15 protein-coding genes and 1 tRNA gene are annotated in these 14,498 nt (G+C 42.2%); 8 read left to right on the top strand and 8 right to left on the bottom strand.

Translation table 11 applies throughout. The features are described from left to right. Positions 1-72: 72 nt before the first annotated feature. Positions 73-1,041 (bottom strand): agmatinase, encoded by a 969-nt coding sequence (speB, locus tag ACP7AE_RS08490; RefSeq protein ID WP_426242502.1) that lies wholly within the window; start codon positions 1,039-1,041, stop codon positions 73-75. Between the two features lie 233 nt (positions 1,042-1,274). Here speB and ACP7AE_RS08485 point away from each other — a divergent pair, with 233 nt between their 5' ends. After that, positions 1,275-2,174 carry a LysR family transcriptional regulator gene (locus ACP7AE_RS08485; RefSeq protein WP_060491318.1) on the top strand — a complete coding sequence of 300 codons (900 nt, stop codon included), beginning with the start codon at positions 1,275-1,277 and terminating at the stop codon, positions 2,172-2,174. A 32-nt stretch (positions 2,175-2,206) separates the two neighbouring features. Here the strand turns inward: ACP7AE_RS08485 and ACP7AE_RS08480 are convergent, their stop codons facing one another. The 3 genes from ACP7AE_RS08480 to ACP7AE_RS08470 all read right to left on the bottom strand — a co-directional run bounded on the left by ACP7AE_RS08480 (position 2,207) and on the right by ACP7AE_RS08470 (position 6,396). Then, positions 2,207-3,982 carry a potassium/proton antiporter gene (locus ACP7AE_RS08480; protein WP_201540327.1) on the bottom strand — a complete coding sequence of 592 codons (1,776 nt, stop codon included), beginning with the start codon at positions 3,980-3,982 and terminating at the stop codon, positions 2,207-2,209. Positions 3,983-4,196: 214 nt separating this feature from the next. After that, entirely contained in the window at positions 4,197-4,532 is a 336-nt protein-coding gene (locus tag ACP7AE_RS08475; protein WP_426242500.1) for a GlpM family protein, read from the bottom strand. Positions 4,533-4,725: 193 nt separating this feature from the next. Further along, positions 4,726-6,396: an alpha-keto acid decarboxylase family protein gene (locus ACP7AE_RS08470; RefSeq protein ID WP_426242498.1), complete on the bottom strand. Its 1,671-nt coding sequence runs from the start codon at positions 6,394-6,396 to the stop codon at positions 4,726-4,728. Positions 6,397-6,657: 261 nt separating this feature from the next. Here ACP7AE_RS08470 and ACP7AE_RS08465 point away from each other — a divergent pair. Then, positions 6,658-6,732 (top strand) — tRNA-Gly (locus ACP7AE_RS08465). A gap of 474 nt (positions 6,733-7,206) precedes the next feature. On the opposite strand, the gene ACP7AE_RS08460 is transcribed toward ACP7AE_RS08465, so the two are convergent. Then, on the bottom strand, positions 7,207-7,440 hold the full coding sequence (locus tag ACP7AE_RS08460; RefSeq protein ID WP_193009007.1) for a helix-turn-helix domain-containing protein: 234 nt from the start codon (positions 7,438-7,440) through the stop codon (positions 7,207-7,209). A gap of 122 nt (positions 7,441-7,562) precedes the next feature. On the opposite strand from ACP7AE_RS08460, the gene ACP7AE_RS08455 reads away from it, so the two are divergent. The 4 genes from ACP7AE_RS08455 (at position 7,563) to ACP7AE_RS08440 (ending at position 9,658) form a co-directional block, all read left to right on the top strand. After that, positions 7,563-7,778: a hypothetical protein gene (locus tag ACP7AE_RS08455; RefSeq protein ID WP_021815097.1), complete on the top strand. Its 216-nt coding sequence runs from the start codon at positions 7,563-7,565 to the stop codon at positions 7,776-7,778. Between the two features lie 16 nt (positions 7,779-7,794). After that, a complete protein-coding gene (locus ACP7AE_RS08450) occupies positions 7,795-9,039 on the top strand; it encodes a tyrosine-type recombinase/integrase (protein WP_250162676.1) in 1,245 nt (414 codons plus the stop codon). After that, on the top strand, positions 9,036-9,260 hold the full coding sequence (locus tag ACP7AE_RS08445) for a hypothetical protein (RefSeq protein ID WP_228138997.1): 225 nt from the start codon (positions 9,036-9,038) through the stop codon (positions 9,258-9,260). Before ACP7AE_RS08450 ends, ACP7AE_RS08445 begins: the two co-directional genes overlap by 4 nt. A gap of 80 nt (positions 9,261-9,340) precedes the next feature. Further along, complete coding sequence (locus ACP7AE_RS08440; protein ID WP_250162678.1) at positions 9,341-9,658, top strand: hypothetical protein; 318 nt, start codon at positions 9,341-9,343, stop codon at positions 9,656-9,658. A gap of 227 nt (positions 9,659-9,885) precedes the next feature. Here ACP7AE_RS08440 and ACP7AE_RS08435 read toward each other — a convergent pair whose 3' ends face one another. Next, entirely contained in the window at positions 9,886-10,452 is a 567-nt protein-coding gene (locus ACP7AE_RS08435; RefSeq protein WP_250162679.1) for a hypothetical protein, read from the bottom strand. Between the two features lie 392 nt (positions 10,453-10,844). Continuing rightward, complete coding sequence (locus ACP7AE_RS08430) at positions 10,845-11,414, bottom strand: DMT family transporter (protein WP_193217025.1); 570 nt, start codon at positions 11,412-11,414, stop codon at positions 10,845-10,847. A 95-nt stretch (positions 11,415-11,509) separates the two neighbouring features. Between ACP7AE_RS08430 and ACP7AE_RS08425 the strand changes: the two genes are divergently transcribed. After that, positions 11,510-12,433, top strand: a complete 924-nt coding sequence (locus ACP7AE_RS08425; protein WP_426242493.1) for a LysR family transcriptional regulator — start codon at positions 11,510-11,512, stop codon at positions 12,431-12,433. Positions 12,434-12,798: 365 nt separating this feature from the next. Here ACP7AE_RS08425 and ACP7AE_RS08420 read toward each other — a convergent pair whose 3' ends face one another. Next, complete coding sequence (locus tag ACP7AE_RS08420; protein WP_193008865.1) at positions 12,799-13,317, bottom strand: MarR family winged helix-turn-helix transcriptional regulator; 519 nt, start codon at positions 13,315-13,317, stop codon at positions 12,799-12,801. 170 nt (positions 13,318-13,487) lie between these two features. On the opposite strand from ACP7AE_RS08420, the gene ACP7AE_RS08415 reads away from it, so the two are divergent. Next, the gene (locus tag ACP7AE_RS08415; RefSeq protein WP_193008864.1) at positions 13,488-14,450 is read left to right on the top strand and encodes a DMT family transporter; all 963 of its coding nucleotides are present in this window, start codon (positions 13,488-13,490) and stop codon (positions 14,448-14,450) included. The last annotated feature ends 48 nt before the right edge of the window (positions 14,451-14,498 follow it).

Below are 14,498 nucleotides of genomic sequence, written 5' to 3'. Positions count from 1 at the left end.
TAAACCCAAGCTGCCCTTTAATCCCTTATAAAAAGCAGCTTGATAAAAGCAGTTTGCGATTATAAATCATTCTTAATACACCGCCTTTACCTTATCGTCATAGCGCACACCCGGTAAGATACATAGCATCTCAAACAGTAAGTTTGCCGCCAATACAGAGGTGTTACCAAAGGGGTCGTAAGGAGGAGACACTTCTACTAAATCGCCACCGACCACATCAAGTCCGCGCATACCGCGAATGATTTCAATCGCTTGCGTTGAGGTCAAGCCACCGATTTCAGCAGTGCCCGTACCCGGTGCAAAAGCAGGATCAATTCCATCGATATCGAAACTTAAATAGACGGGGCCATCACCGAGCTTTTCGCGTACTTCTGCCATCAATGGTGTCAGCGACTTGTACCAGCATTCCTCAGCAGGCACCACACGAAATCCTTGCTGGGTTGACCAATCAAACTCTTCGGCGCTATAACCTGTACCACGTAAGCCAATCTGTACCACGCGGTTGCCATCGATTAAGTTCTCTTCGACAGCGCGGCGGAACGGTGTACCATGAGCAATTTTTTCGCCAAACATCTCATCGTTGATATCTGCATGCGCATCGATATGCACCATGCCGACAGGGCCGTGTTTTTTGGCAAGCGCACGTAAGATAGGCAAGGCAATGGTATGATCGCCGCCCAAAGTCAATGGAATAGCACTATGATTCACGATTTTATCAGTATAGAATTTTTCGATGATATCAATGCTTTTTAGCAAGTTGAAAGTATTGATAGGCACGTCGCCGATATCAGCAACTTGTAAAGATTCAAAAGGCGCTGCACGAGTGGCGACATTATAAGGACGAATCATTCGTGATTCATCACGAATGATTCGTGGGCCCAATCTCGCACCGCTACGGTTTGACGCACCGATATCTAAAGGCACACCCACAAACGCCACATCTAACCCTGCTGCATCAGCCTGAGTCGGCAAGCGCATCATAGAAGCAAAGCCGCCAAATCTTGGCATATCGTTGCCGCTTAATGGTTGATTGAATTTCATAAATCACATCCTTGTTTCAGTTTGTTTAAAATAGGCAATTTTTTATATGCTTTGACAATACCTAAATATTTGAAGTCAGACCATGGTAAAATTTAGAAGCAAACTTCTGGTTTTTCGTAGTAATTTAGATTTAACCGTTATTATCAGAAGTTTGGTATAAATTTGATGTTAGAAAAGTGATAAATAGAAGATGCATTTTGATGGACATCACAGCTACTGAGGAATAATGACCGATGCTAGATGAATTGATAAAAATAGACATCAAAACCTTGCGTAGTTTCATGGCGATTGTAGAGTGTCAGGGCGTGACAGCCGCACAGTCTCGCTTAAATGTGACGACCTCTGTCATTAGTGGTCATTTGACCCATTTAGAGGATCGCTTAGGCATGACGCTTTGTCATCGCGGACGCGCGGGTTTTAAGCTGACAGAAGATGGCGCAGCGGTTTATGAAGCCTGTTTGAGTTTTACTGAAGCGGTTGCCAGTTTTCAGCATCAACTGCACTATATTCGCCAATTGGATTCGGTGCGTGGCGGTCATATCCGACTGTGTCTCATTGACCAGATGCCGACGTTTTTTTATGATGCCTTGCGCCAATGCTTGGCTGCTAGCTATCGTGACAATCCCCTTATTCACTTTTCTATCGATGTGCAAAGCCCTGAAAGCATGCTAGAGAAGCTGCTAAGCAACGAGAGTGATATTGGTGTGGGATATTTTGGCAGTTTTCCACCACTACTAACTTTTCAGCCAGCCTTTATTGAAAAGCAGGTGGTCTGCTGTGGACGCGAGCATCGATTGTTTTATGAATCAGAAGGGTTAACTTTTGAGGATTTGGAACAAAACTATCCATGGATAAAACGAGGCTATATTACCGATTTGAGTATCAATCATGTCCGCCCAAAAACCTTGAGTGCCACTACCTATCATATGGAGGCAACCGCGCAGCTCATTCTGGCGGGTCATCATGTTGGTTACTTGCCTAATGATTTAGCCAAGCGTTATGAAGAAATGGGGCTGATGAAAATATTACTGCCCAATGAGGCCAGTTACGAGGTCAAGCATCATTGGGCTTATCGAGAAAACTTACACAAACAAGTCGCCGAGTTCTTAAGTCAAATGACGCGTCTTTTGTGAATAATAACGGCAAATAGCTACCCTGCTGTTAATCACTCTAGATGCTTTAAACCAATCGTTCTAAGCTTTCCTTTGTCATCCACTTCTTTTATGACCAACGACCATTCGTCATTGATGTCGACCGTATCACCCGATACTGGCTTTATCTCTAAGCTGTCATTAATATATTCAGCGACCGTTTGATCCCACATACTTTTGGCGCTGTCCTCAGATTTGGATTTGAGTTTATCGACAAGCGACTCAGACGCCATAATACCGGTAAAAAACGGCAAATCTCCAAGCTTCACGCTTGGAGATAGCAGCCAATCGCCATAAAAATCATCCATGGCTTTATGGTCAAGGGTCGTATCATTGAAAATCTTAGCAATTTGGGTGGCGTGGTTCCCTGTCATCGCATACCACACCCTATCACCGCATTTGAGCTTGGTGTTTTCATCAACAATGATAATATGCTGCCTGCGTACCAAGGCAAAGACACTGATTTCATCAGGGCTTATGCGCTTAGAGATGGCCATTGGATGACGATCAATCGCAAATGCCCCTGACTTTACTTCAAACTCATATAAAGTAATGCTTGCTTTGTCAGATACCCAAACCTCATGCTCTTCTTCTGGGTCTTTGTTACTAGGAATACGCACTTTGAATAAATTTGCCATAAAAGGAATGGTCGTGCCTTGTAAAATCAAAGACAAAACCACCACGCCAAAAGCAATATCAAACAACATAAAAGCGCCATCTATTCCCGCCATCACCGGTAATATGGCAAGCGTAATAGGAACCGCGCCGCGCAGACCTACCCAAGAAATAAAGCCGATTTCTCTGTCTTTAAATTTAAAAGGTTTCACACTGGTATAGACCGCAATAGGACGGGCAATAAAGATCATAAAAGCAGCAATCGCGACGGAGTAATACCAAACATCGATCACATGCGATGGCGTCACCAATAACCCTAGTACCACAAACAATACCGCTTGTGACAACCACGCAAAGCTATCCATCACCCGCATCACATGCTCAGTTGAGCGCACTTTATGGTTGCCAATTAGCACACCAGTGAGATAAATTGCCAGAAATCCACTGCCGCCAATCAGATTAGTCGCGGCAAAAACTGCCAAGCCCGCAGACATGATCAAAATGGCATACATACCCTCTGCCAAGTGTATTTTTGGTAATAGCCTTGCCAATAAATAACCAAACAGTAAGCCCATGCCCAAACCAAAGCCAAGTTGCTGTAATAACAGCCCTAAAAAGCCTAGTATTGTCTGTCCAGCGGGATCAACATTTAAAGCGATTAATCCTGTCACCAGCAAAATAGCCAAAGGATCGTTCGCGCCCGATTCTAGCTCCAATGTAGCCTGTACACGATCGTTAAGTTTGACGCCGCCATTACGCAATAGCGAAAACACCGCTGCTGCATCGGTTGAACCAACAATGGCCGCCATCAACAAACCAAGCCGCCAATCAACATCGAGTAGCCAAGTGACGAATATACCCAGTATCATTACCGTCGCAAGTACGCCCCAAGTGGCTAAGGTAATAGCAGGCTTGAGACCCACTCGAAATGACTTAAAAGATGTGCGTAGCCCACCATCTAACAAGATACAAGCAAGAGCTGCCTGCCCAACGAAATTAGCAAGCCCGTATTGGGCGAACTCGATACCTAAAATACCATCTTCGCCAGCCAACATTCCTACGATCAAAAACAACAACAATAAAGGAACGCCCAAGCGCGCCGATAACGTACTTGCCATAATACTGGCGAAAATTAACAATGCCCCTACGAGATAGATGATATTTAAGGTATCCATCTTTTTTTAAGCCCTATTTTTATAAATTGTAATGAATGGAGTTATCGCGATAATTCTAATTTTAGTTTGCTACAGGTCACACCATAAAATCGCTCTTAAGCATAACATCTACGACCGAATCTATAAAAATTATCTGTAGAAATATGTACCGAATTTTATATATACCTTTGATATATTGCCCTTTGACAGAGTTTACGTTTTTTTCTAACCACAACTAAGCCTGAATGTACTGCCATGTAAGGACCAAAATCGCTGCGGCTATTGTCCAAGCGACAACGCCGAACAGTAATGCCTTATATAAGCTGACGTAACCGATGCTGAAAAACACCACAAAGGTATAAATAAGGTGCGGTATGACACCGAACATACTAAATATTAATGCGACTTTTAAATCAGCGGGGCTACGCTCAGTACCAACAATAAAGTGACTGATTAACGTAAATGTGGGGAACAGTGGCGCGAGTGCTGCCAAATAAAAAAATCTGGTTTGCGCGAATAATTGAATCGCCAATACCATTAGAGCACCAATAAGCATTTTTAACCAAATCACGACGGGGTCATCTCCTATGGAATGATAAGGGCTGGAAATAGCCCAATCCACCATGATACTAAAGTCTGCAAACCGACATAAGAGCCATCGCTGATTAATTAATCTATATGATAAAAAAGTGCAAAAAACCCCATCTAGCAATGGTGCTAAATGGGGCTATTCATTTTTATGAAGCGAGTTTTTTATTACTCACTCAATCGTTTTTTGGCTTCAGTGCGGCACTGATATCGGCGAGTAGTGGCGGGATATCATGCTTATCTGCAATGACCTCCAACATAACCAACTTGTCTTTTACAGCCGCTGCTTTCGTAAGAGCCGCTTTTAACTCGCCTGCTGTTTCTGCTTTTAGCAGCAGACTATTATCATCGGTAGCACCAAAAGCTTTTGGCATCATCTGCCAGTTACACTTAGGAATATCATTATAGCGCTGGTTTTCACCATGAATCGCCCGCTCCACGGTATAGCCATCATTATTAATCAGTACAATCACTGGATTGATATGCTCTTGAATCATCACCGCGATTTCTTGAATGGTCAACAAAGCTGAGCCATCACCAATCAATAAGACACTGCGCTTGTTTGGCGATGCAATAGCCGCACCCAAACTTGCCGGCAACGTATAGCCAATCGAGCCCCACATTGGTTGTCCATAACAAGTCACGCCTTCTGGTAAACGCACATCACTGATGCCAAAATACGCCGTTCCCTGTTCTGCAAACACCAAATTATTATGGTCTAGATGATCGGCAATGATATGCCATAGATCATCTTGAAGAATAGCCTCATCGTCCTTACCCTGCTGCTCATGCGGCTTGACTTCTTTACAGAACTGCTTTGGCACAATATTAATATCTGAGGTCAAGACTTCATGTAGCGTTTTTAGGGCGTCTTTTAGGGCAATGGGCGCAAAGTTTTTGCCAGCAATGCTCGCGCGCTCATAATGCAAATCAACCACTGTACTTTCATCAATATCTTGGCTAAAACCTGCCGTCGTAGTATCGGTATATTGCACACCGATTTTTATTAAGCACTCACAGTTTTCGACTGCATCCTTGACCACGGGACGTGATGCCACGCCAGCATAAGTCCCTGCCCAGCGCTCACTATTTTCGTCAAGTAAGGTTTTGCCCCATGACAACGTCGTATAAGGAATATCTGTATCGGCAATCAATGCCTTAAGCTGATTTTGCAGCCCTAAACGATGCACCATCAAATCTGCCATCAACGTTGTGGTTTTGTTTGGCAGAAACTCTATGAGCGCTTGCTTAAAGTCTGCCAATGCTGCTTGACTGGTGATGTCTTCTTGGCTATCAACAAGCTTTGTAGTCGGTGGATAAATAGGTTGACGAGCAACGTCAGGCGATAGTAACAGATAGCCTGGGCGATGTTTTTTAAGAATTAAACGAATCACACGGTCGATTTCTGAGGCAGCATTTTCAGGGGTAAGCTGCGCTCGTGCTACCGTGACCGGCTCTACCATTTTAATAAAATGATTGAACACGCCATCACCAAGTGAGTGATGGATGCGGCGCTTTGAATCTTGTAGAGCCGTACTTGGCGCGCCCACGATATGTAGCACTGGTGCATACTCAGCAAAAGAGCCTGCGGTCGCGTTAATCGCTGACAATTCTCCCACCCCAAAGGTCGTCACCATCGCCGCAAAGCCACGCTCACGTGCATAGCCGTCAGCTGCGTAACCTGCATTTAACTCATTGGTGTTACCCACCCAGCGCAGCTTATCAGAGGCGATAATATTGTCTAAAAAAGTTAAGTTGAAATCACCAGGTACGCCAAATATCTCTGACGCGCCTGCTTCTGCGACACGATCAAACAAATAATCAGCGATGGTATATTGTTGACTCATAGTACTTATCCTTAAGTGTTATCTTTATAACTCATGAAAATGATTAATATGGTTAAAGTCATTATAAAACTGTATTCCAGCCTATTTATAGAAAGCAAAGCTTTTGGAATATAGATTACAACAATCTGTTATATCACAGATGAAGGCTAGGATAATATGCCAATTTACTATCTTTTACTTTTTTTCATACTAACTGTTGACACGTTCAAAAAACTGCGTATAATACGCCTTCATCAACTGACGATAGTTAATTGATAATTAGCGGGAATAGCTCAGTGGTAGAGCATAACCTTGCCAAGGTTGGGGTCGAGAGTTCGAATCTCTTTTCCCGCTCCAAATACTTAAAAAGCCTCACTTAACAGTGAGGCTTTTTTTTGTCCGATTTTTAAGGCCTGTAGAAGAGATTCCGAAATATCTTTTCTAATTCAGTTAAGTCTAGCTACTCAATCAAAGAGCCCATTTTCGGAGCGGTGCCCATTTGGTGCCCAAACCGTGCCCTGCCCTAAAACTGCATATGCGTATCTGACCACAACCTAGCTATTTTTGGTTCAAAAATCATCATGACACCTAACCTAGTAAATTTGGCCCTATGCTAATTTTTGAACCCAACCTCAATTCAGCAAAAAACGTGTTTCTCAGATGCTTAGTTTTTGGAAATACGTTTCAAATTTATAGTATTTATTACTGGTCTTCACTTAAAAAGCGATGACTACAACCTAACAATAAAAAATTTATTAAGCCTCGTAAGCATCTTTTGGCTCTAGTAAACCTTTAGCTAGAAATTTCCTATCACCTATAGCGACAGTTAATTTACTCTTCTAAAGAGTCGTCCTCACCAAGTTCATCTGGAACGTATTTCAAAATATCCCCTGGCGTTACTTCTAATACATTACATAGCTTGCTCAAAGTATCGAACTCAATTCTAGTCGTATCATCGTTATAGATCCTATGCAGCGTCGATTTACTGATATCTGTCATTCTCACTAAATCTGCCACACGCAACCTTCTTTCTGCCAAAAGAACAGGTAAGTTACATGAAATCACAATAAATTCCTTATTGGTAAGTAAAAAGTACTTGCCAATGACTACTTTTCTGATAATATAGTACTCGTTGGCAACAACAAAGTGTTTATTAAAAACTATTTAATACTGACTGGAGAACTATTATGTCACAGACTTATCTCACTACTCAAGAATTAGCCGATCGTATCAAATACGATGCACGTACTATCCGTAACCAACTTAAGGACACTGTTTTGATTGAGAATATTCATTATATACGCCCTTTTGGTGGTCGTAAGATTCTGTATGTATGGGAGCGTATCGAAGAGGATATGTGTAAGCCGGTGATGAGCGCTATTAACGGTATGGCACTTCAATAATAGAAGGAGGTTTATTATGGCTACTATACAAGGACGGTTTGGCAAACTAATTGCCGACTTCTACTACCTAGGTATACGTTGTCGAGAAAAGACTAGCTTGGAAGACAACCCAGCTAACAGAAAAAAATTAGCGACTGTTTTGAAAAAAATGGAAGCAGAAATAACCCTAGGCATCTTTGACTATGGCACCTACTTTCCGAAGAGTACGCGTTTAAAAGAGATGACAGCACTGGTTGATAGAGCGGAAGCTTGTATCAGTCGCAACCCTACCTTTAGGCAGTTTGTCGATATTTGGTATGAGGAGAAGAAGATTGAGTGGCGGCCGAGCTATCGGCAAAAGACGCAGATTATTTTGAGCAAGTACTTATTACCTGAGTTTGGTGGTAAAGCGGTACATGCGATAAAAAAACCAGACTTGCTGACCTTCCGTAGCTCCCTCGCCAAAGTTCGTTACGGTAAAGATAGTCAGTCAAGTCTGTCAGTAGCACGAATCAATCAGATCATGATACTTCTTCGTATGATACTAGAAGAAGCATCAGATCGCCATGAGTTTGAGATGCCTTATAAAAATATTAAGAACCTCAAGCAAGCGCGTCCTGATGTAAATCCTTTTACATTGAGTGAGGTGTGGCTGATATTAAAGCATGTCCGTGCTGATTATAGGCCCTACTACACCATCCGCTTCTTTACAGGGATGCGTACCAGTGAGATTGATGGGCTGAAGTGGGACTGCATTAACTTTGATCGGCGTGAGATCAGTATTCGCGGTGCATTAGTGAATGGGGAGATGGGTCCAACGAAGACGTTAGGCTCACAACGTGATATTGCGATGTCGCAGTTGGTCTATGACGCACTACAAGAGCAGAAGGCACGCACCTTTGGTAAGTCTGAGTTTGTGTTTTGCAACTTACAAGGTAATCCCATGGAGTACCGTAATGTGAACAGGCGGGTATGGAAACCCACCCTTGCCCTACTCGGCCTCAAACACCGGCGTGCTTATCAAACTCGACACACGGCAGCGACGCTTTGGCTCGCTGCTGGTGAGAATCCTGAGTGGATTGCTCGGCAGATGGGTCACAGTAGTACGGAGATGCTGTTTCGGGTGTATAGCCGCTATGTACCTGACATTACCCGTCAGGATGGCTCTGCGATGGATAATTTGCTACTAGCTAGCAAGGAGAAGCTGACCAGCGCATCGAATAGCTCTGAGGCTGAAGCACTCATCAGGAATAAACAGACTGATAAGGAGACGTCACAATGACAATCATCAATTATGAAGAGCTGTTTGCTGAACTTAAACCTGACGGTGCAATCAGTGAGGATGCGAATAAGATTGCTAATGCATTGATGCGTGAGTTTTATATTTCATCGGGTCATAACCTCGCACGCTTCTTAGGAGTAAAGCACTGTTTTGCTAATGATATGGCGATGCGTGTGTGGGTTCAGAAGCGCTTGGAGGTGGATCTTGACTATGTTGATTGAGGATATGCGTTGTCAGCTTCAAAGCGAGCTTTATGAGCTACTACCGCACTCTGACTATGTCGGCTACTAAGGAGAATGTAATGAGTGTAAAACTTCAGCCGAATATGACGCAGAACGCACGAGATCTAAAAATCTGTGAGGATTACTGGGCATATGATAATCAAAGCGACTACGTTAAGCACGTAAAAGCGCTTTGTCAGACGTATGAGATTAGCCCTCAAGTACTATTCAAGACAATCGGTGAGTGTTTTGCTTATTTAGATGATGTGCTTTGTGAGTACTGCGGCTATGTGTGCCCTTTACAGATACCAGCAGACATTCCGTATATGCGCTCAAAAGAGCGTTGGTGCTGTGAGGTATGTGAGCATGCTGTGTGGCGCGAACCTAATCATAGATAAGTCGTTCAAATTTTAAAGCCAGACAGCTTAGGTTGTCTGGCTTTTTTGTGGGCAGCAGATCTTCTCTTAAATACAGCTTAAATTTAGTGTGCCACTACAACGTCGAGATGGTTTATTTTTTGGTCAAGATAGCCCAAGCTAAGACTTCTAAAAAAGGTAGAGGGTAGTATGAGCCCAGTTTAGGCTAAAAACTTGGCTTTAAAAGATAAATACAGGAAAAAGTTAGTTTAAAATTGACTGTAGTCCACTTTAACGAGTTTAGATTCCTGAACCTTTTTTAGTTTGAATGTCTTAGTCTTTTCATCCCAAATGTTGACATAATAGGTGATAAGTTGTTTACCGATGGTTTCGTTGACTTGCTCGCCTTCACAATTGCGGCTGATAAATAAGCGGCTATTGGGATAGAAAGCCAAACGCTCGTTGTCATCAAGTTCTGCGCCGTCTGCGAAGCATTCTGCGCCACTTTCATAAGGGGTTACACTATCCTCAGTTTCACCCAGTGGGATACCGTATACTTTGCCAGTACGTTTATCAATCATAGCCCCTGATACACAGCTTGTACCACAGCCCCAGGTTGTTACGATATAGTTACCCGCGAAGTTAATTTCACCATCTTTATGAGCTGCTTTCAGTCGAGTACGAAAAGAGCTCCAGTCACCTAATTTTAAGGGTGCTTGTTTAGCGTTATAGATTTTAGCAGGGTATTTTTCAAAGCTGTAACCAGCGATGGTTTCAGCATGAGAAGTAGAGATACAAGCCAAGGCAAAACAAAGATAAGCCGCAAGATTTTTCATAAGAATTCCTTTTTTAATAGCGGTCAGTACAGAAAACGGAAATTATAGTACGGTAATTACATTTGTTTAATTCTACATAAATTAAGTTAAATAATTTTTTCTAAAATTACTTATTAAAATAATAACCTGATAAGGTTTGGTCAAGTCTTACAAGCTCTATATTGAGCTTAAATACAATCAAACTATAATTCAAAAGGATTTGGGGATAAAATCACCTAGACAGGTTTATCATGAGTTTTATTGCAACGCCGCTTGATTAAAATCTCCCAAGTTTGGTTCTAGGGACTTAATAGCATACCCCAGTTATCTTTTTTCAAATACAGGCTTAACAAGATCACCAAATAGTATTTGAATAATTAATTCTCATTGTTTACGCATTGATATAGATATGACTAGCTTTCAAAATGAGAAACAGACTTAGCACTACTTGTCGACGTACTTTCTATGGTATTTAAATTGCCAGCTATGCTAGCTTTAACGTTACTTGAATTGGTAGATGAGGGCGTGAGCCACAGCACCATGATCATGCCTAGTAGAACAAAAGTAACACCTACTAAACGGCCAGCATTTATCTCTTTCACCGGTAAATTCATAAGACCGTACTGGTCTAATATTAATGAAATAAGCATTTGACCTGCTATCACGCAAACAATAAAGCGAGTTGCGCCTAAGCGAGGGACTAGAATTAATGCGGATGTAATATAGATGACGCCAGCTATGCCACCAAACCAGACCCACATTGGTAATTGTCTGATTTCACTCAATATGGGCGTAGGGACACGCATAGAAAGAATGACAGGTATCGCTATAAGTACACTCACCAATAACGACACTACCGTTGCCCAAAGAGGATGTCCAAGAGCACGGCCTAGCTCAGCGTTACTTGCAGCTTGGAGAGGGACTAAAGCGCCAGCAACTAAGGCGATAAAGGCAAAAGAGATGCCAGTAAGCGATATATTCATACGTTTGCTCCAGATTTATTTAATTTTCTGGAATAATTATTTCATATTAAAAATTTGAATTGAAATTATTGTTTTTTTACTTCACTATTCGTTATATGAATAACTTAAGACGTATTGACCTTAATTTGCTCGTGACGTTGCACGCATTATTAGTAGAAAAGCACGTATCACGAGCCGCTCTCCGGTTACATAAAAGTCAGCCGGCAGTTAGCCACGCACTGGCCCATTTACGTACCCTATTTGATGACCCTCTATTGGTTCGACGTTCAGGAAAATTGGAATTGACTTCGCGAGCGAGCGAGTTAATCCTGCCGTTGACTGATGTTCTAGAGCAGCTCGGTGCGTTGATTGAGACCCCAGAATTTAACCCTCTCAGTGCGAAGCGAGTATTTCGTCTGGCTATGTCTGACTATGGCGCACGTGTATTTATGCCGAGTTTGGTGCGCTCATTAAGAGTGCTTGCGCCTGGCATTGCGCTTGAGGTGAGTCAAGGAAGCCGCAAAGCGATGATGGCGGATGTGTTTGATGGTGAAACTGACATGGCTTTCGGTGTATTCCCAGATAAAGTGCCAGAAGCGCTTCTTATGCACACCTTATTTGTTGAGTCTTTTGCTTGTTTAGCAGACAAAAAAACTTTGCCAGAGACTGGTATTCTCGATAAAGATAGTTGGTTGGCTCGACCGCATATCCTCGTTGCCATGCAATCAGGTGCTAATAATGAAATTGAACGCGCACTTAGTGGCGCAGGGTTAAGTCGTCATGTTGTAATGACTTTGCCACATTGGGGAATTGCCAATCAATTAGTGGCTGGTACTGACCTCATTTTGACAGCGGCGCGGCGTAGCTTTGATGTGACTGATAGCAACTCACAGGTTCAAATATTCGAACCGCCTTTTCCAATTGCATCATTCGATTTTAAATTACTATGGCATCAACGCCGTGAGGGTGATGCGGCGCATAACTGGCTGAGGCAATTAATTACTACTGTGCTTAATTCAGAACTTAACGAAAGAAGTTAATAGAACTATCTAGAACAATGACTCAATCTAACAACGTATACCTATTATTAATAATAGCCTGCTGATCATCAATGTATTCATAGCGCTTTCTGACCTATGCTGTTAAATATGTAGACAATAACATTAATATTTCGATGACTGTACATTCCACTTGATCAATTTAATGAGCTGATAATTGCTGAACTGATTTAATCAGTTCGGTACCTTAGTGAGGACTTGTATATTAGGCTGTAGGCTACTGATATCTTCCGTAAGGTATGGAATTACGGTTTACTTGTAATGCACATTAATTAAGCTTTTCGAGGATAAGTTCAATTGTTTTCGATTACCTACTATTTATCTCTACATAAAGATATTTTTTATATCTAAACAATAGGCAGGTTATTCTCAATTTTCTTTAATAATAAATTGAGAATAAGTAGCTCTTCCTCACTCATATCACTCATCAAGTCATTCTCCAATTGCACGTGTGATGCGACGGCTCTATCAATCAATTCAAGACCTTTTGGGGTTAGTTTGACTAATAAGCTTCGTTTGTCCTCTGGGTTATCAATGCGCTCAATAAGTTCCTTCTTTTCTAAATGCTGTAAGCGATTGGTCATCGTACCAGAACTCACCATCATGCTATCAAATAAAACGGTTGGGCTCATTAGATATGGGGTGCCTGTGCGTCGTAATGTCGCCAACACATCAAATTCCCAATGTGATATTTTATAATTTATCTTATAGTTAGCAGATAGCTTTCGCATTAATATTACTTCTAACCGCTTTATACGCCCTATGGTCTCCATTGCTAACAAGCTATCAGTAGCAAATCCTTGGTTTTGCCACTGACTAATAATCTTCTGTACTGCATCTTCTTGTGTACACCCTTCAGTTTGCATTGATTTACTCCTCGGTATGATCAGAATATTTATGATTTTGGAGATATTAAAACTTCTATTTCTACTGAAAATTCCTCATAAGCAGTAATAATAGCAATATTATTATCTTGACATCAAGATATATAATGATATTCTGATATCAAGGCCATTTTAGGCCGTTAGGATATTATATGACTAAATTTACAGAGCGAAATGGCTCTGCTTGTAAAAGTGTATGGCTAGTTCCTTTAACTTGTCTTCTAGTTGGAGGTGCGTTACTTGGTATCTCTACCAACGTTGCAAAATATGCGGGTGAAATAGGTTTGTCTCCGCTTGCCTTTTTATTGTGGTCAATTGCTGGTGCTGCCACAATCTTGTTAGTTATTGCGTTACTACTCCATGAACTTCCACCCCTCAATAAACGCAGCTTTGAATATTACTTTATCTCTGCTTTGGTCAGCGTTGCAGGCTCTAACTTACTTTTCTTTTCCGCTATTCCCCATGTCGGTGCCGGTTTTGTAGCCCTAATCATTTCCTTACCACCGCTTCTCACCTATCTTGGGGCACTAGCATTAGGGATGGAGCGATTTCAGACTGTTCGAGCTCTTGGGGTTGCAGCTGCACTTGCCGGTGCAGGTGTCCTAGCTGCCCGTAAATTTTCTGCACCAGATGCCAGTGTGTTTTGGATTTTGATAGCACTCTGTGGCCCTGTTTTGCTCGCTATTGGTAACCTCTATCGTACATTGCGTTGGCCGGAAGGAGCGTCTCCCAATGCGCTTGCTCCAGGCATGCTTATTGCGGCTGTAGTCTTACTTGGCGCAACAAGCCTCCTACCGAACTTCTCACTGACTGTTCCACTGGGAGGTTTCCTGCCACTTGGTTTAATTACCTTACAGGCCTTCATATTCGCCGGTCAGTTTCAATTATTGTTTCTACTTCAAAAAACGGGTGGCCCGGTTTTATTAAGCTTATTAGGATCTGTTGGAGCAATTGTAGGTGTCCCTGTCGCTGTTTTTTTACAAGGTGAATCTCCACCGGACGGGCTCATTCTAGGCGCCTCTTTGATTGCACTCGGTGTAGCACTTGTTACATGGGGTGGTATGAAAATGATGACACTATCGAAACAAAAACTTGAAGTGCCTGATAAGACCTGAATTTAAAAAGTTTGATTTCCTTTGTAAGTTTATTCAATAAGCTTGACC

It is taken from the genome of Psychrobacter sp. TWP2-1-2, assembly GCF_049896785.1.
Classification (GTDB): Bacteria; Pseudomonadota; Gammaproteobacteria; order Pseudomonadales; family Moraxellaceae; genus Psychrobacter.
Note: the sequence above shows the minus strand (reverse complement) of the source record. Positions and strands in the feature narration are given on the sequence as shown.

Bases quoted from the DNA above. Each gene is read 5' to 3' on its own strand.
- ACP7AE_RS08480 (WP_201540327.1), bottom strand. From the start codon at position 3,982: ATGGATACCTTAAATATCATCTATCTCGTAGGGGCATTGTTAATTTTC.
- speB (WP_426242502.1), bottom strand. From the start codon at position 1,041: ATGAAATTCAATCAACCATTAAGCGGCAACGATATGCCAAGATTTGGC.
- ACP7AE_RS08450 (WP_250162676.1), top strand. From the start codon at position 7,795: ATGGCTACTATACAAGGACGGTTTGGCAAACTAATTGCCGACTTCTAC.
- ACP7AE_RS08420 (WP_193008865.1), bottom strand. From the start codon at position 13,317: ATGCAAACTGAAGGGTGTACACAAGAAGATGCAGTACAGAAGATTATT.
- ACP7AE_RS08415 (WP_193008864.1), top strand. From the start codon at position 13,488: ATGACTAAATTTACAGAGCGAAATGGCTCTGCTTGTAAAAGTGTATGG.
- ACP7AE_RS08440 (WP_250162678.1), top strand. From the start codon at position 9,341: ATGAGTGTAAAACTTCAGCCGAATATGACGCAGAACGCACGAGATCTA.
- ACP7AE_RS08470 (WP_426242498.1), bottom strand. From the start codon at position 6,396: ATGAGTCAACAATATACCATCGCTGATTATTTGTTTGATCGTGTCGCA.
- ACP7AE_RS08430 (WP_193217025.1), bottom strand. From the start codon at position 11,414: ATGAATATATCGCTTACTGGCATCTCTTTTGCCTTTATCGCCTTAGTT.
- ACP7AE_RS08435 (WP_250162679.1), bottom strand. From the start codon at position 10,452: ATGAAAAATCTTGCGGCTTATCTTTGTTTTGCCTTGGCTTGTATCTCT.
- ACP7AE_RS08455 (WP_021815097.1), top strand. From the start codon at position 7,563: ATGTCACAGACTTATCTCACTACTCAAGAATTAGCCGATCGTATCAAA.
- ACP7AE_RS08485 (WP_060491318.1), top strand. From the start codon at position 1,275: ATGCTAGATGAATTGATAAAAATAGACATCAAAACCTTGCGTAGTTTC.
- ACP7AE_RS08425 (WP_426242493.1), top strand. From the start codon at position 11,510: ATGAATAACTTAAGACGTATTGACCTTAATTTGCTCGTGACGTTGCAC.
- ACP7AE_RS08445 (WP_228138997.1), top strand. From the start codon at position 9,036: ATGACAATCATCAATTATGAAGAGCTGTTTGCTGAACTTAAACCTGAC.